The organism is Anaerobacillus sp. ABA4_114 (assembly GCF_056159065.1).
Window position 1 is genome coordinate 2,610,088 of sequence record NZ_JBSWUM010000001.1, and the last position, 15,890, is coordinate 2,625,977.

Below are 15,890 nucleotides of genomic sequence, written 5' to 3' on the forward strand. Positions count from 1 at the left end.
ATTTCCTCCTTAATTAACCCACACAGGAAGAAAAATATTTACCTCTAATTTCTCTAACCCGCTTATTACGTAGTCCGGCGTTGCATAAGAGCATTTAACAACCGGTCTAACTCCTGACTGCAGCGAATCGTTTTTTCAGAAGCAAATCCATACCGTCCAGCTATATCGAACATTTCTTTTCGTTTCTTCTCGATGATTGCTTCATACTCATACATTCTGCATTCCTCCTCAATCGAACACATAACCATTATGCCCAATAGTGAGTGGAATCAAAACGCATTCGACTAAACTTCTAATTACTTTGCATATAGTGCATAAATTAGACAAGCTTCGCCGCAACCTATTTATCAAGAATGTTATAAGAAAGTCATTTAAATTACTTATTTGTCTTATTCCCCAAAAAACAGGAATCCATGCATTTTGAAGTATAGAATTGCTTTATATGAACAAAACACATCAATCTTACTATATTATGAATACCTTCCTGATCATAAAAAAAGAACCAGGTGTGTTGGTTCTTTAGAGTGCCGAGAAAACTTTATTAGCTATCTACCGATAATGAGATTTCTCAAATACGCGTTGTATTAAGAGAAACATCAACTTGAAATGACGGCAAGTAAGGTTTGGTAGGGTAATCGTTCGGAAAGTTTATCTCATTTAACTGTATTCTAGTAGGAGTGAATACCGCTTGAATCCCCCGGAAGAACGGGCGTCAGAGACCCCGGACCGGACGTTCTTTGTCCGGGAGGAGGCTCGTCCGCAGGAAAGCAAGCGGTATTCAAACTCCTACGGTATAGGGAACAAAGTGACACGAGTTCAAGACACTGATCCTCTAGATCCTAGAAGCTCTCGATTACTGTTCAAATAGCTGATACAGCGAAACATCATGCTCATGATCTGGTCGATCTGTTTCATGAATTCTCGCTGTTTCCTTCTGCTCGTTTACGCTAGTCAACCAGACTGGGTTTCCGTTATGAAGGACTTGAATCTCTTCTTTTGAAGCTAATATTTGCTTGGCTCTCATTGCATCCACTAAAAACATCCTCTCGTCTTTTGTTTTCAGTTTGTACTAGTAAGAGTCAATTATTCATCCTTTTCCTTCCCACTCGTTATAAAATTGATCAAGAAATGCCTCCATAAATTTGTGGCGCTCTTCTGCTAGCTCTTTTCCTTTTTTCGTGTTCATCGTGCCTTTTAGCTTTAACAGCTTTTCATAAAAATGATTGATTGCTGTAGAACGTCCTTTCCGATAACTTGATACCGACATGGCTTCTCTAGGTGGAAGGTGCGGGTCATACATCTGATCCCCCTTGGATCCAGCGTACACGAACGTTCGTGCAATTCCGATCGCTCCGATAGCGTCCAACCGATCTGCATCCTGCACAACTTTTGCTTCAAGGCTCTCAACTGGCGGCATCCCTCCTCCCTTAAAAGAGATGGTGGAGATGATGTTTAAGATATGATCTGTTTCTTTAGTGCTAACTTTCTTTAAAAGATGTTCGACTTCTCGTATCCCTTCTTCAGGATCACCAAGCTTATCATCAACAAGATCATGAACGAGTGCGGCCACTTCACAAACGAATCCATCGGCACCCTCTGCTTCAGCAATCGTCTTTGCATACTTTGTTACACGATCGATATGTGACCAGTCATGGCCGCTCCCTTCATTTTCAAGCTTTTGTTGAACATACGCACGAATTTCTATAATTACATTCTCCACTTCATTACCTCCTGCTTCATAAAAAAAGGTCAGCTTGTTGGCTGACCTAGATCATCTCTTCTATTTCTGCTTTTTCTTTCAGCTCTTCTCTAAGCTCTTGAACTTCTTTTTGCAGCTTTGTTTCTTCAAGGTAGCTCTTGATTCGGTCTTTCATTTCATCATAAGATGGCGGGTTGTCCGCGTCCTTTGTAAACTGCTCATCGTAAAATGCCTTCATTTCTTCTTCAGTGACTTCTGGCGTGTTAATTTTCTCTTCTACATATTTATCGACTACAACAATGTTTTCATATTGAGTTTCAAGCTGTTCAAGTGTTAGCCCTTGCTTTTTCAAAGCTTCTTGTAACTGCTCTTCACTTTGAAACTGTGACTTCACTTGTTCAAGCTCTGTTTCTACTTCCTTATCAGATGCTTTATAGCCTTCTTCTTTAGCTTGTTGCAATAGAAGTTCCTGACCGATCAGGTTGTCCATCACTTCATTCTTAATCGTCTCGGCAGTTTCACTTTCAGAAGGGTCTTTTCCTTCCATCGTATAGCGTAGTTGCGTTTGCATCAACATTGAATTGTAGTCTTTCCCTTTAATTTCTTCACCGTTAACAGTCGCAACTATTTTATCTTCTTCAACCTTCATTGCTTCGAGTTGTTTTTGCGTTTCTTCCATAGACACCGTATCATTCTCGGAAGTTTCTTTCTCTTGCGTGTCCCCTTCATTGTTTGAACAAGCAGCTAGTAAGAGGGCTGCTAACAGGACTAGCATACTTATTTGTTTTTTCATGCTGTGTCGTTCTCCCTTCACGTTTGGCAATTTTCCTATGTAAATGGTATCACACATTCAATGACTTTTACGACATAGAAAAGAGTATTTTGGTAATTTTTTGATACTTTTCTCTAAAGAAAATCCCTGCTAATGCAGGGATTTAGTTCACATAATAATACCGCTTCTCTAGCAATTCTTGTATGAATGACACGGCGACACAAACACCCCAATAAATGAAGGCAACCAAAATATAAAGTGTCATGAAATCAAACTCGCGCCCTCCGACTCTTTGAGCATGATGGAGCAGCTCTGGCACTGTAATAACGGCCGCTAGAGAGGATGCCTTGATCAAATCTAGCATCACGTTCGATAATGGAGGGATCGCAATCCTGGTTGCTTGAGGTAGAATGACCTCTTTCATCGTTCGCCAGTAGGACATTCCGAGCGCTGTTGAGGCTTCCCATTGTCCTTTTTCAATCGAAGAAAGCGCAGAACGCTGAATCTCAGCCATGTAAGCTGCACTGTTCAAACTGAATCCGATCAACGCAGCTGTTATGGCCGAAAACTCAATTCCTGCCATCGGAAGTCCAAAGTACAATATATAGAGAAACACTAGAATCGGTGTCCCCCTCATGAACGAAATGTACAACCGAGCTGGCCACCGTAACATTTTGACCTTCGACATTCGACCGAGAGCTAGAAACAAGCCGAGGATCAGGCCGACGATCATTCCGACGACCGAAATCAACATGGTTAACCCTAGGCCTTGAATCACATAGGGAAACGATCTTATCGCAAGATCTGCATCAAATAGGTTTTCAGGTTGAAAATTCCCCATTTGTTACAACACCCTTCTACTGCTCAAAATCAACATCAGGCTCTACTGAAACATCTGCACCGTTGAAGAACTCTGCAGAGATCTCTTTCAGCGTACCGTCTTCTTTCATTTCCTTGATCGTTTCATTAACCTTTTCTAAAAGCTCGTCATTTCCTTTATTCATCACGATCGCTTGATTGTTTGGTAGATACTTGATGTCGGGGTGAATCGTGATATTTAGTTCAGGAAATGCAGCTAAAGCGAGCGTTTGAAGGTAATAATCATTTAAAATGATATCCGTACGACCTGTAGAAACGTCTCGTAAATATTGTTCGTTGGTAGCATTTGAATAGATTTTCTCTTCAGCACCATTCTCTCGAGCGATCTCCATATAAACTGTGGTAGATGCGCCTGCAGCGATCTTCCCTTCAAGATCGTCTAGTGATTCGATGCCTGACAGATCATCTTTACGAACGATCGCTGTTCCATAAGAATATTTTACAGGCTCAGAGAAAGTAAACTTTTCTTTACGTTCTTCCGTATCTGTAATGTCATTCGCTGCAAGGTCGACTTGACCTGACTTTAGACTTGTCAGCATGCCATCGAAGCCCATTTCCTTAAATTCAACTTCAAGCTCAAGGCGCTTTGCCATTTCCTTTACAACTTCTACTTCATACCCAGTGATCTCATCAGAACCTTCTTTATAATACGAAGTTGGGTAAAGCGTTCCTGAAGTTGCAACGACAAGTTTGCCCTCTTCCTTGATCTCATCCCACTTTGAAGTCGTTTCTTCGCTTTGTTCGTCATTCGAACAAGCACTTATCGCTAACACGAGTAGTCCTACAACAAACATAGGTACCAATCGTTTTATGTACGTAGACATACTAGTAATCCCCCTTTAATATACTAAACAGTTAAAAATATATCATTTTTTTACGACAAAATGCAACAAATTGTACAACTTCCTGCAACATACTAAGTATTCGCTTTTTTCACAAAATAAAAAGCACGACCGTTTTCTGGAAGTGCTTTCTTAGCTTAACTCTAATGATGACGCATTTGCTCATCGATCTTGTCATGAAGATATGCGGTAGCTTCGTCAAGGTGCTTGATCGCCTCACCAGGAAAGCGGTCGATCTCTTTCGCTCTCTTCACATGACCATATAGTACAAGATCTTGTGAGTTCATAATGATTTCAAGAACTTCACTACCGATCTCATCCTTCCTTTGATCCATATGAATCGCTGTTTTGTATTCTCGAATTACTTCAGCAAGTATTTGCAAACGTTGAATATCCATACACTCAAACTCCTTACCTTTAGTCCTATTAAAAAGGTTACCACGATTGGTAACCTTTTTACATCATCTTACTTCATAAATCGGAGAAGATCGCCGTAAATCACGCGATCAGAATAATCTAGCTCATCTTGTACGTGTTCGAAGTGTCTTGCACATTTGTTTCGATTCGTTTTCTCTCCCGTTTCTTTGTTGTAGCATGTGTTCTTCGTATACACATAATCCTGGGTCACAAAACTTCCGTCACGTAAGATCACAAGGTTTTTTCGATCAGGTGCTAAGAGACTTCTACCAAAATTCAAGCCATTCTCCTCTTCAACACCCAGGAGTTCAAGGATAGTCGGCTTAAGGTCGATCTGCCCTCCAACGGTGTCAAATACTTTTCCCTCTTGACCTGGAATATGGATGATCAACGGTACTTTTTGAAGCTGAATGTGCTCTACTGGACCGATTTCTTTACCGAGGTATTCACCGATCGCGTTATTGTACGTTTCAGATAACCCGTAATGATCCCCGTACAGAACAAAGATTGAGTCTTCATAAAGCCCTTCTGCTTTTAAGTCTTCAAAGAACTTTTTGATCGATTCATCCTCATACCGAACAGTTGCAAAATAGCGATTCACAACACTTTGGCTCGTCTCTGGTAATGGGATATACGTGTCTTCTTCTTCTAGCAAGAATGGGAAATGATTTGTGAGCGTGAGAAATTTTGCTGAGAAAGGTTCTTCAAGCTCTTTCAGATAAGGAATAGACTGTTCAAAGAAGGGGATATCCTTCAGTCCATAGTTGATTGAATTCTCATCTGTAACATCGTAATCTTTCTTTGAATAAAAACGATCATAACCTAGTGTTTCATACATTTCTTCACGATTCCAAAACTGGCGGTCATTGCCATGGAATGATGTCGTCGTATACCCTTCCTCCTTCAATACTAGCGGAAGAGAATGAAAGTTGTTTTCTGGTTTCCTAACGAAGACTGAACCTCCTGCAAGAGGATACAAACTATTATCGATCATAAATTCAGCATCTGACGTTTTTCCTTGTGCAGTCTGGTGATAGAAATTCGGAAAGTAAAAACTCTCATCTTTTAAGCTGTTCAAGAATGGCATAACTTCTTTGCCCTCAACTTCTTCTTCCATCATAAATGCTTGAGTGGACTCAAGTGAAATAAGAATAATGTTCTTATCTTCTGCAACACCGAAGAAAGAAGACCGGTCTACACTGTTCTTATCTACAAAGTCCTGTATTTCAGATATATCTGTATCGTCCGCGAAAACGCTATTTAAAGATGTGATCGATTGGTAAGCTACGTCGTACACGTGATAGGTATAAGCTCCTAACGACTTCACGAATAGCTCACGGTCGTAGGATTTCTCAAATAGTAATGGATGGAGCATAATCGCAAACACAGCTGTCACGAGAAACATTCCCGATGCAAGATAAGCTGTTCGCTTCTTTAGCTTGCTAGATAAGGAAGTCCCATGAATCTTCCACTTTTTCAATAGCCAAAACAATACGAATGAATCTAAGACAAGTAAAGGATCATACCAGTTGATCAGTTCGACCGTACTTTGACTCAATCCACCTACGTTACCAAACTGGAAAAGAACAGGCACCGTTATAAAATCTATGTAAAACCGGTAATAGAGCACATTTGCATATAAAATCACAGATAACAAAAAATAAACTGCTAACATCAGCCCTGGTTTTGAATGTTTCTTAAAAAGGCCGATCCCAAGCAGCAAAGAAATTGCTCCTAGTGAATTGATAAACAACAGCAGCTCTTCTCCAATACCGGTCATCGTTAATGAAAACTCAAAGCGGTAGACAACATATGTTTTCACAAATAACAGTGCTACTAATATAAAATAGAATTGCCATATTCGCTCTTTCCTTTTCTCTACTTCCATCTACTCCAACCCCTTACGTCTCCCTGTATCGTTCTATTCTATACATTAATACCACTAATAGAGGGAGACCAAACGGCTACCCTTGTTTTCACATTACTAGTTAAACGAATGATCTGCTGAGAAGGTTTCGTTTTAGTATGAAAAAACAAGTGCGATCACACCAAGTACGATGAGGATTAAGCCAGTAAACACACAAAAGAGCGTCACGATCCACCATGGTATCGCATCGAGTGCTTTCGTCTCAAGAAAGAACAGGATACTTTCTCCTCGATCAGAGTTTCTAGATGCTCTTGAATGATTGGCTGTATCTGATTTCTTTAATTCAAGTTTATGGAACAATACCCTTGGACTTGCAACGAACAATATTCCAAATGCCCAAAGAAGCATAGCAATCGTCCAACCCATCACCAATCCGCCTTTCATTACTCTATATGTATCGTAGTATGAGCCGATACACACAAGAACATGCGAAACAGATAGAAAAACGCTCAGAATTTACTCTGAGCGTAGCTTGATTCGGTCGGCTCTCGTATAAACGTTAAATCCGCCTCGTCTAATAAATCCGACTGTTGTAATCTCTAAATCTTCTGCAAGACGTAAAGCGAGATCTGTAGGTGCAGATTTAGATAAGAGAACTCCGATTCCCATTTTGGATAGTTTTATTACGACCTCTGACGAAATCCGTCCGCTGAAGGCTACTGCTAATTGAGACGGTGGCACCTCATTCTGAAGCATATATCCATATATTTTATCTAACGCATTGTGACGACCGATGTCTGTTCGAATCGCAATCATTTCTTCACGGTTAAAAAGAGCAGCATTATGAACACCACCAGTGGAATGAAAGGTCGAAGATTCATCTTGTAACGTGCTCATGTACTTTATACAATCTTCAGCCGACAAAGTAGGCGCGTTCATGATCGTTCTAGCAGTTTTCGAATCACTTTCAAAATAAAAATGTCGACTCTTTCCGCAACATGAACTGATTTTTCTTTTTGTATATGCCTTTGTTTCAAGCGAAACGTTCGTTTTAGCTTTCACATTCACTATTCCTTGTCCATCGTTGAAAAGCATTTCTTCAATCATTTTATGAGATGTCACAACACCTTCTGAAGCAAGAAAACCAATGACCAATTCCTCAAGATCATCAGGAGTACACACAACCGTTGCAAACTCCAAACCGTTCACTCTAATCGTAAGCGGCTTTTCTAACGCAATCGTATCTTCTTTCTCAACAAACGTTCCATCCTGATAGCTTACGATTCTTCTCTTGCTACTGTTCATCTCTTTTACCCACCTATGAAGGACATTTCGATCTTTTCTCGCTTTTCGACTCCTTCTTCCGTTCGTTCATCAGAATAGCGGTCGTCTCGTCCCTTCCAAACGGAATGGAGAAGATCTGCCATCTGACTGTCAGTCGCACCGTTTCGCAATGGATTTCGAAGACTTGTCCCCTTGGATGAAAATAAACAGGTATAAAGAGCTCCATCCGCTGATAATCTCGCACGCGTGCAATTCGCACAAAATGAATCACTTACAGAAGAAATCACACCGATTTCACCAGCTCCATCGAGGTATGTGAAACGATTCGCAACTTCTCCATAATAAGCAGGTTCAACCTCTTCCAAAGGGTACAGGTCAGAAATAACATCTACGATCTCTTTTTTGCTTACGACATGGTCAAATTTCCACCCGTTTGAATTTCCCACATCCATATACTCAATGAACCTCACGACATGTCCGCTGTGTCGAAAGTACGCTGCCATCGGGATGATCTCGTGGTCATTCACACCTTTTTGTACGACCATATTAATCTTTACTCCGAGGCCAGCATCCGTTGCTGCCTGTATCCCATCGAGGACCGGCTTGATCTTCGTTCCTCTTCCATTCATCTTCCCGAACGTTTCATCATGAATCGCATCGAGGCTTACGTTGACACGATCTAAGCCCGCTTCTTTTAAGCTCACAGCATGCTTCTTTAGTAAAGATGCATTCGTTGTAAGAGCAATATCTTTTATTCCATCGATCGATGAAAGCATATGTACTAAAACAGATAAGTCTTTTCGAAGGAGGGGTTCTCCTCCAGTAAGTCTGATCTTCTCGACTCCCATTCCCACAAATACCTTCGCAAGTCTTGTGATTTCCTCAAAACTCAATAAACTTGCTTTTGGTAAAAATTCGTAATCTGGACCAAACGTTTCCTCTGGCATACAATAGCGACAGCGAAAATTACATCGATCGGTTACAGAGATTCGTAAATCTCGTAGCGGACGCTGATAGCGATCATAAACCTTTTGCTCACGAGCCATAACCTCACTCCTTTCACAATGTGGTAGTAAGGTTAATGTTAAAGGGTTCGTGCATATTTTTCCAGCCATAACCCCAAATTTATCAGGATTGTCCAAAGAAAAAAACTGGCATGGCCAGTTTAACTTATGGATTTCGTATATCGATCAGCAACACTGCTCGCTCCATATGAGTACGGTTTAATACGGGCAATGTACCCTACTGCTGTTACCCAACCAACAACCTCTTGGATGATCTTACGCGTTTCACCTTGTTTTCCTACATCAAGATGAATTTCGATCGGCCATTTCTTTAAAAGTTCAGCGATTCCTTCTTCCTTTAACGATTCCATAAGCTCGAGACTCATTTCAGTTTCTTTATAGATACGATGTCGCAATTCATGAATGGGTTTGTGTTTTTCTCTTCGGTAGAAGATTCTTGCTCCTTTTCCTACCCGGTGGATGATCAAGGCAGTTACGAATTGCGTCGTTTTACGTGTTGTTTGAGAATCAGTACCTATAACAATGCGATAAGTCGCTTTAGGGTCTTCTTTCGTATATGACTCGATTAATCCGGTAACTTGTTCGACCGTCACTCTTCCAGCTGAGGGACTAATAAAATCCATCGCAGTTCCCTTCTTTCATCTAAAAGTAGTAGTTAGTACTACTATATTTATTCAAAAGCTGAAAAATATGTACGCCCGAACGAAATTTACTAGTCATTATAGAGGCTTTTATCCTCGATTTCACCGTCTAACTTATGGATGATAAGCTCTGAGGGTCTATTAGAATCACAAAGCTCTCTTCCAAACTGATAGGCCTCTTCTTTTGTAGAAAACGTTTTGGTAGCTTGTTCAGCTCCTTCTCGTTTCACTTGCCACTTCTCATCACGATGGCTCTGAACGTGATAAATCGTCTTCAATTAGAACCACCTCCTTTTTGAAAAGTTAATACCACTTCCGGCCCTTTTTTAAACGCTCTGCTTTCGCTTCGTGAATAAGAGAATTTCTGCAGGCGCTTTCTCTACTTTTATTACGAGCGTCTTATACCCTTCTTTTTCTTTAGCTTGAAAGGTTTTCCGCGTGATCGGACGCCTTGCCGACCATTGGATAGAAGAAGGATTTTGCCAGGAATCATGAGTAATGAGCTCCTGTTTATAATAATAGTGATTTCCGCTTTGATACTGTTCGCAAATATAACGAACGGTTTGCTTTGTGTGCATGCAATTCACTCCTAATATTGGATAGAAAGAACCGCAGCGGAATCGCTGCGGTCGCGTGTTAATTACCGTCTTTTACAAGAACAACGTTCAAACTAGGTTCATCTTCTAGGAAACCTACTGCTATCGCAGTATAATTCTGCCCACTTTCAACAGGAATATTCGGTAAATCTAAAACGGATTGACTACTCCCTGCAGGTCTAATCTCAAGATCATACGTCCCTGGGTCAACGGTCTTGTAGTCGGAAGATTTACCGAACGACAGATCGCTGATGATTGCATCTCCATCTTTTACAGCGATATCGACAGCCGGCGCGTCTGGCGAAGCATGAACAGCGCGGATACCCGCTTTCTCTGAAGTCGCTGTCTCATCCTCTAAAACAAGCAATGAAAGGTCAGAAAGCTTTCCTAAAGCAACAACAGAATAGTCTTTGCCGCTGCCGATCGTTAATGTTTTCTCGAGGACTGCATCCCCTTTTCCTCCCGCAGATGAAGGAAACACTTGTATTTTCCTTTCACCAGGTGTTACGGATGCATAGTCCGTTGCTGCTTGGAACGTCGCTCCTTCAAAAGCAGGTTTCCCGTCCACATAGACATCTACCTCTGGCGCATCTGGAGAAGCATGAATCACTCTTACGTTTGATTGTTCGCCAGCTTGAGTGATCTGGGTTAATCCCATTACCATACATGCGGTTAAGAGTAATGAGGCGATCATCTTCATACAAACACATCCTTTTTCTTCTATTATCTGACGAGACTATTTTTTATCAGAAGGAAGTCAAATATTCAAAGAAGAAACGATCTTTATTAAATATGCTGATGACCCTTCGATACAAGAGGATGGATCCGCCCAATCACTTGTCTGAACATCAGCCCGTTTTATCGCATACAGTAACAAGAGACGTTAGAAAAGGATGTGAAATCATGCCGGCATTAGTTGGAGCAATCAAAGTAAACAGCATCGGTAGTAGCGGAGTATTTCATGTCGGTGACGTGTTTATCGTATCTCCTATCAGCACAGCGAAAACATTTGCTGGTGCAGGTTCATTTAATACAGGAAACGGACTTAACGTAAGTAGTTCCTACAGCGTAACGACAGTAAACGATTCCGATGTTGCAGATCAGAACGTGGTTGCAAATATCTAAAATAGGGCGAACACCTATTATCGGTTACAGCATAGACTGAAGTAAGATTCCTATACGGGAGAGGATTGTCTATGTATCCAAACGATAACTTATACGCGATACTGCAACGGATGCAAGAAACTATTGCCCAACAAGACAATCGAATCAGCAAGCTTGAAAAAAAGATCAAGCGGCTCGAGTTAAAAATGCAAGAGCAAGCGCAATCTCCTAAAACAAATATTGAAAAAGTTGAATATAAATTTGACCAACTTAAAATAGAAAGGTTGGATGGTACCCTCAACATCGGACTGACGCCAGGCGCAAATGGAGAAATGTTAGAAGACTTTACGGTCAATGGTCAGCCACAAGGACCAAATGCTCCAGCAGCTTCACCAGAAGCCATTCAAGCCATTCAACAGAACGTCCAATCTTATATGCAGAGGGATGCGTTGCCTCAACTAATGGAATTGGAAAAACAATATAATTACCCTCTCGACGATCCTTATCGTCATTTTATATTAAACGATATACAAAAACAGCTCGATCAAAGAATCAATCATTATTTGAACGATTCGAGCACTCGTTCTTCTTCAGCAACGAATGAAAAAGTGACGGAAGAAATCGTAACAAAAATCAAGCGGGATGTCGTAAAGGGAATGGAAGCTTTCATTAAAAACTTACCGAAGGGGATGGAACCACAGTGAAGTACACCGTCATAAATAGAGGACTTTCAGTAGGTCAGCTTTCGATCATGGCCGTAGCGAGCTCATCAGTCGTATTGATTGGAGATACGCAAACTGTCGCATGCTCATCAATATTCGATACACCTCCCGAATCATTAATCGTCACAAGACCATTTGTGCCGATTACGACATGATCCCTTCTAGAGCTTCACTCGTTAACTGGATTCGCGTCGCGTCAGTAGACCTTGCTGCAACAGTGCAGATTGGGGATAGCAATCAAGTTACTCCTGAATCGCAGGTATACGCCGTGCAAAGAGAGTACCCCATCTTTAAAGGCGATGAAGCAAAGGATTTATCCGAATTTCCTATTTATTCTCAAGAGATTCCTCTCCCTGTAATTACGGAGTGTGTGGAACAAATAACGATACAAGAAAACCCTGTAATCAAAGTAGGCGGAATAGATATTATCGGTGTTGCAGCTTCTTCTGTTCTACACGTAGGTTCCACGCAATTCATTCGAAGCGAAGCGAGAGTAAAGAACGTTCGTGAATTCTTCTCTGATCCTGAAGAGGATAAGTCGAACATATCCCTAGATTAGACATAGTATACGGTATAACTATCACTGCAAAGGATGTTTATCCATGCCTTCTATTGTAGGTCCAGTAAAAATCAACAGCGCAGGGGGAGTCGTAAACTTCGGGGACAGCTTCAATACAACACCTAAATCGACTTCGAAAACATACGCAGGTTCAGGAGGGTTTAATACTGGAGATTTTCATGTTGTAAACAACGGATTCAGTATGACGAACTCATTTGATCCTGACATCGCTGACCAAGATATCACCGCAAATAATTAGGGAGCTGAAGAGCCTTGAATTTCTTTGTAAACCAAAACATCGTCATTCATCAGCTTAGAGTCGAAGGAATTTCAAACTCTTCAGTTCTTCAAATTGGTAGTGCAGGTGTCATCAAGCCACTTTCTAACCTTTACAATACTGGAGCGTATACAGAGCCAGCTCCAGAGTTTGAATCTCAACAGTTTCAGTCTGAATTCAGCCCATATGTACCGTTAGCTCCTCCATCTTAATACCGCCAAAGTGGCGGTATTTTACATATGAAAAACAACTAAACCTCCAGATGTAATCTGGAGGTTTTCAACATTAGCCGTTAGAAGACTGCTTCGTATTTTCAGTTGAGTCATCGTTTGATTCTTCATCCTCTTCATCAGTTTTAGAGCTTCCGTTTCCCGGTTCTGCTGAACCCTCTTCATTTCGAGTGTTTCCTGAATCTGAGTCATCAGTTTCTTCTTCACTTCCGGAGTCTCCTGATCCTGAGCCAGCACCTTCTTCACTTCCAGAGTCTCCTGATCCTGATCCATCACCTTCTTCACTTCCGGAGTCTCCTGATCCTGAGCCAGCACCTTCTTCACTTCCAGAGTCTCCTGATCCTGATCCATCACCTTCTTCACTTCCGGATTCTCCTGTTCCAGAGCCAGCACCTTCTTCACTTCCAGAGTCTCCTGATCCTGAGCCATCACCTTCTTCACTTCCGGATTCTCCTGATCCTGAGCCAGCACCTTCTTCACTTCCAGAGTCTCCTGATCCTGAACCATCTTCATCTCCGGAGTCTCCTGTTCCTGAGCCATCTTCACCTCCGGAGTCTCCTGTTCCTGAGCCATCTTCACCTCCAGAGTCTCCTGTTCCTGAGCCATCTTCACCTCCAGAGTCTCCTGTTCCTGAGCCATCTTCACCTCCAGAGTCTCCTGACCCTGATCCTTCTTCACTTCCGGAATCTCCTGATTCAGAACTCTCGGTGTCTTCTTCACTTTCGGTCTCTTCTGAACCTTGTTCACCGCTGTTCTCTTCGTTTGCATCTTCAGAAGAATTACTCTCATCTGTTTCAGAGGACTCTTCAGGTTCATTCGTTTCTTTGTCTTTTTCTGCTTCCTTTTTATCGCTATTGTTAGGAGGAGCTGGTTTCTTTTTCTCTTCTTTTTTCGGTTTTGGTTCAGGCAGCTTTGCTTTTTCTGGTTCCTCACCCTTGAAGAATAGTTCTGTAATCGTTTCTGAACTAGGAGTCTTTGAGTTTGCTCGCAAGCCTGAATTCTTGTCGATCTTTAACTCTACAACAGAATCTGGTTTCTCAAAAGCTGCTGTTTCTACATCGGTCGATACTGTTGCCATCACATGCTTAAACAACAATTTTGCGATGTCGTCATCCTTCTTTTTTATAAACGTTTCTGCCGTTGTTTGATCATAACCCGTCCATACTGCTGCCGTAAAATTAGTCGTATAACCTGAGAACCACGAATCTGAAGTTCCTTCAGCATTGATTTCTTCTGGTAAGTTCGTCGTACCAGTTTTTCCAGCTACGTCAAGACCTGGAATGCTCGCTTGCATACCCGTCCCATCTTTTACTACGGTGCGAAGCATATCTGTGATCATGTAAGCTGTTCCTTCACTCATGGCACGGCTTCCCTCAGATGCTAGATTCAACTCTTTCCCATTTGGATACACGACTTTCTCTACGCTATAAGGTTCATGAAAAACTCCTCCAGAGCCAAAGGATGCGTATGCTCCAGCAAGTTCTAATGGAGATATCCCTTTATTGAACCCTCCAATCGCATATGAAGGATAAGTATGGTCGATCGAGATTCCTAGATTTTCAGCGAATGCTTTCGCTTCTTCCCCACCGACTTCCATGAATGCCTTGATGGCTGGGATATTATATGACCACTGTAATGCAGTCCTAATGGATACACTGCCATGGTACTCATCGTTCCAATTGCTAAATTCTTTTCCATTTAGTTCAAGCTCTTCATCCACGAACTGTTTGTTCGTAGACCACTTTTGTTTTTCAATACCAGGAGCATAATCTAATATAGGTTTAATCGTCGATCCAGGCTGACGCTCTAATTGTGTTGCATAGTTGAACCCTTTTTGAACATCTTTCTTCTCAGAGTTACGATTTCCACCTATAGCTCTGACCTTACCTGTTTGTGTATCGATCAACGCAATACCAGCTTTAAACTTCTCATCTGGATACGCTACTGCCTTATCCGTTGTGAGGGCATCATCAACAACTTGCTGTGCATTTTGATCGAGTGTCGTATGGATCTCCAAGCCGCCTGTAAAAAGTGCTGTCTCAGGTATTCCTGCTTTCTTCAAATCTACGATCACTTGATCAATAAACACGTCATTGGTCGTAGAAGGTGCTTTCTTCTCGACAATCAAGTCAGATACTGCTACAGATTCTGCTTCTTTTCGTTCCTCTTTACTAATGAAACCGTGTTTCTCCATCAGATAGAGGACGGTTCCTCTTCTCTCTTCAGCAAGATCTTCATGTTTGTATGGATCATATCCAGAAGGTCTTTGTGGTAATCCGGCCAATAGAGCAACTTCACCAGTCGTTAATTCATCCAAATTCTTATCAAAGTATGTATCAGCTGCGGTTGCGACACCGTATGCTCCATTACCAAAATAGATTTTGTTCACATACATTTCGAAGATTTCTTCTTTCGAATACTCTTCTTCTAACTCAATTGCAAGATAAGCTTCTTGGACTTTTCGCTTCATCGTTTTCTCAGGTTCAAGAAGCATGTTCTTCACGACTTGCTGTGTGATCGTACTCGCGCCTTCTGCGCCGAAACCTTCTTTGATATTCGCAAGAATCGCACCGCCTATTCGTTTCACGTCGACGCCGCTATGATCCCAGAACCTCACATCTTCTACTGCGATAAACGCGTTCACGACGTGGTCTGGAATGTCTTCAAATGCTACTGTTTTTCTATGCTCCTTACCGATAAGATCTTTTATCTTATTTCCATCTCGATCGTAAATCGTTGAAGACTGAGCAAGGTTTAACTCTTTCTCATCAAGTTTAGGTGCATCATTGATATAAGCATACGTATTATAGCCACCAAAAGATAATACAAATATCATGATAAACACCATGCTCAATGCTATGTATCTTAAGAAAGTACGTTTTCTAGGCTGCTTCGTCCCCTTATTCGTGCTTTTCCCCATTATAATCCCACCTTAAAGGTCTTAGTCTATAAGGAGGAATACCCACATACTACTTG

General features: G+C 41.5%; 22 protein-coding genes. 6 read left to right on the forward strand and 16 right to left on the reverse strand.

The window, feature by feature from the left end; all coding sequences use genetic code 11:
* Window positions 1–65: 65 nt before the first annotated feature.
* The 15 genes from ACXAEY_RS13270 to ACXAEY_RS13340 form a co-directional block, all read right to left on the reverse strand.
* On the reverse strand, window positions 66–215 hold the full coding sequence (locus tag ACXAEY_RS13270) for an aspartyl-phosphate phosphatase Spo0E family protein (protein ID WP_270181553.1): 150 nt from the start codon (window positions 213–215) through the stop codon (window positions 66–68).
* Window positions 216–853: 638 nt separating this feature from the next.
* Window positions 854–1,024 carry an H-type small acid-soluble spore protein gene (locus ACXAEY_RS13275; RefSeq protein ID WP_270182040.1) on the reverse strand — a complete coding sequence of 57 codons (171 nt, stop codon included), beginning with the start codon at window positions 1,022–1,024 and terminating at the stop codon, window positions 854–856.
* 63 nt (window positions 1,025–1,087) lie between these two features.
* Window positions 1,088–1,720, reverse strand: a complete 633-nt coding sequence (locus ACXAEY_RS13280) for an HD domain-containing protein (RefSeq protein ID WP_474812481.1) — start codon at window positions 1,718–1,720, stop codon at window positions 1,088–1,090.
* A gap of 46 nt (window positions 1,721–1,766) precedes the next feature.
* Entirely contained in the window at window positions 1,767–2,492 is a 726-nt protein-coding gene (locus ACXAEY_RS13285; protein WP_270181551.1) for a SurA N-terminal domain-containing protein, read from the reverse strand.
* Between the two features lie 142 nt (window positions 2,493–2,634).
* Window positions 2,635–3,312, reverse strand: a complete 678-nt coding sequence (locus ACXAEY_RS13290; RefSeq protein WP_270181550.1) for an amino acid ABC transporter permease — start codon at window positions 3,310–3,312, stop codon at window positions 2,635–2,637.
* 16 nt (window positions 3,313–3,328) lie between these two features.
* Window positions 3,329–4,174 (reverse strand): transporter substrate-binding domain-containing protein, encoded by an 846-nt coding sequence (locus tag ACXAEY_RS13295; RefSeq protein ID WP_442865160.1) that lies wholly within the window; start codon window positions 4,172–4,174, stop codon window positions 3,329–3,331.
* Between the two features lie 161 nt (window positions 4,175–4,335).
* Entirely contained in the window at window positions 4,336–4,590 is a 255-nt protein-coding gene (locus ACXAEY_RS13300) for a hypothetical protein (RefSeq protein ID WP_270181549.1), read from the reverse strand.
* A gap of 68 nt (window positions 4,591–4,658) precedes the next feature.
* Window positions 4,659–6,497: an LTA synthase family protein gene (locus tag ACXAEY_RS13305; RefSeq protein ID WP_270181548.1), complete on the reverse strand. Its 1,839-nt coding sequence runs from the start codon at window positions 6,495–6,497 to the stop codon at window positions 4,659–4,661.
* Between the two features lie 132 nt (window positions 6,498–6,629).
* Window positions 6,630–6,902: a hypothetical protein gene (locus tag ACXAEY_RS13310; protein WP_270181547.1), complete on the reverse strand. Its 273-nt coding sequence runs from the start codon at window positions 6,900–6,902 to the stop codon at window positions 6,630–6,632.
* A gap of 90 nt (window positions 6,903–6,992) precedes the next feature.
* A complete protein-coding gene (gene fdhD / locus ACXAEY_RS13315; RefSeq protein WP_270181546.1) occupies window positions 6,993–7,781 on the reverse strand; it encodes a formate dehydrogenase accessory sulfurtransferase FdhD in 789 nt (262 codons plus the stop codon).
* 5 nt (window positions 7,782–7,786) lie between these two features.
* Complete coding sequence (gene moaA, locus ACXAEY_RS13320) at window positions 7,787–8,806, reverse strand: GTP 3',8-cyclase MoaA (RefSeq protein ID WP_474812484.1); 1,020 nt, start codon at window positions 8,804–8,806, stop codon at window positions 7,787–7,789.
* A 119-nt stretch (window positions 8,807–8,925) separates the two neighbouring features.
* Entirely contained in the window at window positions 8,926–9,408 is a 483-nt protein-coding gene (locus ACXAEY_RS13325) for a ribonuclease H-like YkuK family protein (protein ID WP_270181544.1), read from the reverse strand.
* Between the two features lie 89 nt (window positions 9,409–9,497).
* The gene (locus tag ACXAEY_RS13330) at window positions 9,498–9,704 is read right to left on the reverse strand and encodes a DUF2188 domain-containing protein (RefSeq protein ID WP_270181543.1); all 207 of its coding nucleotides are present in this window, start codon (window positions 9,702–9,704) and stop codon (window positions 9,498–9,500) included.
* Between the two features lie 48 nt (window positions 9,705–9,752).
* The gene (locus ACXAEY_RS13335) at window positions 9,753–10,004 is read right to left on the reverse strand and encodes a hypothetical protein (RefSeq protein ID WP_474812487.1); all 252 of its coding nucleotides are present in this window, start codon (window positions 10,002–10,004) and stop codon (window positions 9,753–9,755) included.
* Between the two features lie 58 nt (window positions 10,005–10,062).
* Complete coding sequence (locus tag ACXAEY_RS13340) at window positions 10,063–10,722, reverse strand: DUF4397 domain-containing protein (RefSeq protein WP_474812489.1); 660 nt, start codon at window positions 10,720–10,722, stop codon at window positions 10,063–10,065.
* A 203-nt stretch (window positions 10,723–10,925) separates the two neighbouring features.
* On the opposite strand from ACXAEY_RS13340, the gene ACXAEY_RS13345 reads away from it, so the two are divergent.
* From ACXAEY_RS13345 to ACXAEY_RS13370, 6 genes are all read left to right on the forward strand, one after another.
* Window positions 10,926–11,147, forward strand: a complete 222-nt coding sequence (locus tag ACXAEY_RS13345) for a spore germination protein (RefSeq protein ID WP_270181540.1) — start codon at window positions 10,926–10,928, stop codon at window positions 11,145–11,147.
* Window positions 11,148–11,218: 71 nt separating this feature from the next.
* Complete coding sequence (gene gerPC, locus ACXAEY_RS13350) at window positions 11,219–11,830, forward strand: spore germination protein GerPC (RefSeq protein WP_474812491.1); 612 nt, start codon at window positions 11,219–11,221, stop codon at window positions 11,828–11,830.
* Window positions 11,827–12,003, forward strand: coding sequence for a spore gernimation protein GerPD (locus ACXAEY_RS13355; RefSeq protein ID WP_224881323.1), 177 nt, complete (start codon window positions 11,827–11,829; stop codon window positions 12,001–12,003). Before gerPC ends, ACXAEY_RS13355 begins: the two co-directional genes overlap by 4 nt.
* Entirely contained in the window at window positions 12,000–12,407 is a 408-nt protein-coding gene (locus ACXAEY_RS13360; protein ID WP_474812493.1) for a spore germination protein GerPE, read from the forward strand. Before ACXAEY_RS13355 ends, ACXAEY_RS13360 begins: the two co-directional genes overlap by 4 nt.
* 43 nt (window positions 12,408–12,450) lie before the next feature.
* Window positions 12,451–12,666, forward strand: a complete 216-nt coding sequence (locus ACXAEY_RS13365; RefSeq protein ID WP_270181537.1) for a spore germination protein — start codon at window positions 12,451–12,453, stop codon at window positions 12,664–12,666.
* 14 nt (window positions 12,667–12,680) lie between these two features.
* A complete protein-coding gene (locus tag ACXAEY_RS13370; RefSeq protein WP_474812496.1) occupies window positions 12,681–12,896 on the forward strand; it encodes a spore germination protein GerPB in 216 nt (71 codons plus the stop codon).
* A gap of 73 nt (window positions 12,897–12,969) precedes the next feature.
* Here ACXAEY_RS13370 and ACXAEY_RS13375 read toward each other — a convergent pair whose 3' ends face one another.
* Window positions 12,970–15,834 carry a transglycosylase domain-containing protein gene (locus ACXAEY_RS13375; RefSeq protein ID WP_474812498.1) on the reverse strand — a complete coding sequence of 955 codons (2,865 nt, stop codon included), beginning with the start codon at window positions 15,832–15,834 and terminating at the stop codon, window positions 12,970–12,972.
* Window positions 15,835–15,890 lie beyond the last annotated feature (56 nt).

Coding starts and splice junctions, on each gene's coding strand:
- ACXAEY_RS13270 (WP_270181553.1), bottom strand. CDS start 215: ATGTATGAGTATGAAGCAATCATCGAGAAGAAACGAAAAGAAATGTTC.
- ACXAEY_RS13275 (WP_270182040.1), bottom strand. CDS start 1,024: ATGAGAGCCAAGCAAATATTAGCTTCAAAAGAAGAGATTCAAGTCCTT.
- ACXAEY_RS13285 (WP_270181551.1), bottom strand. CDS start 2,492: ATGAAAAAACAAATAAGTATGCTAGTCCTGTTAGCAGCCCTCTTACTA.
- ACXAEY_RS13290 (WP_270181550.1), bottom strand. CDS start 3,312: ATGGGGAATTTTCAACCTGAAAACCTATTTGATGCAGATCTTGCGATA.
- ACXAEY_RS13295 (WP_442865160.1), bottom strand. CDS start 4,174: ATGTCTACGTACATAAAACGATTGGTACCTATGTTTGTTGTAGGACTA.
- ACXAEY_RS13300 (WP_270181549.1), bottom strand. CDS start 4,590: ATGGATATTCAACGTTTGCAAATACTTGCTGAAGTAATTCGAGAATAC.
- ACXAEY_RS13305 (WP_270181548.1), bottom strand. CDS start 6,497: ATGGAAGTAGAGAAAAGGAAAGAGCGAATATGGCAATTCTATTTTATA.
- ACXAEY_RS13310 (WP_270181547.1), bottom strand. CDS start 6,902: ATGGGTTGGACGATTGCTATGCTTCTTTGGGCATTTGGAATATTGTTC.
- fdhD (WP_270181546.1), bottom strand. CDS start 7,781: ATGAACAGTAGCAAGAGAAGAATCGTAAGCTATCAGGATGGAACGTTT.
- moaA (WP_474812484.1), bottom strand. CDS start 8,806: ATGGCTCGTGAGCAAAAGGTTTATGATCGCTATCAGCGTCCGCTACGA.
- ACXAEY_RS13325 (WP_270181544.1), bottom strand. CDS start 9,408: ATGGATTTTATTAGTCCCTCAGCTGGAAGAGTGACGGTCGAACAAGTT.
- ACXAEY_RS13335 (WP_474812487.1), bottom strand. CDS start 10,004: ATGCACACAAAGCAAACCGTTCGTTATATTTGCGAACAGTATCAAAGC.
- ACXAEY_RS13340 (WP_474812489.1), bottom strand. CDS start 10,722: ATGAAGATGATCGCCTCATTACTCTTAACCGCATGTATGGTAATGGGA.
- ACXAEY_RS13345 (WP_270181540.1), top strand. CDS start 10,926: ATGCCGGCATTAGTTGGAGCAATCAAAGTAAACAGCATCGGTAGTAGC.
- gerPC (WP_474812491.1), top strand. CDS start 11,219: ATGTATCCAAACGATAACTTATACGCGATACTGCAACGGATGCAAGAA.
- ACXAEY_RS13360 (WP_474812493.1), top strand. CDS start 12,000: ATGATCCCTTCTAGAGCTTCACTCGTTAACTGGATTCGCGTCGCGTCA.
- ACXAEY_RS13365 (WP_270181537.1), top strand. CDS start 12,451: ATGCCTTCTATTGTAGGTCCAGTAAAAATCAACAGCGCAGGGGGAGTC.
- ACXAEY_RS13375 (WP_474812498.1), bottom strand. CDS start 15,834: ATGGGGAAAAGCACGAATAAGGGGACGAAGCAGCCTAGAAAACGTACT.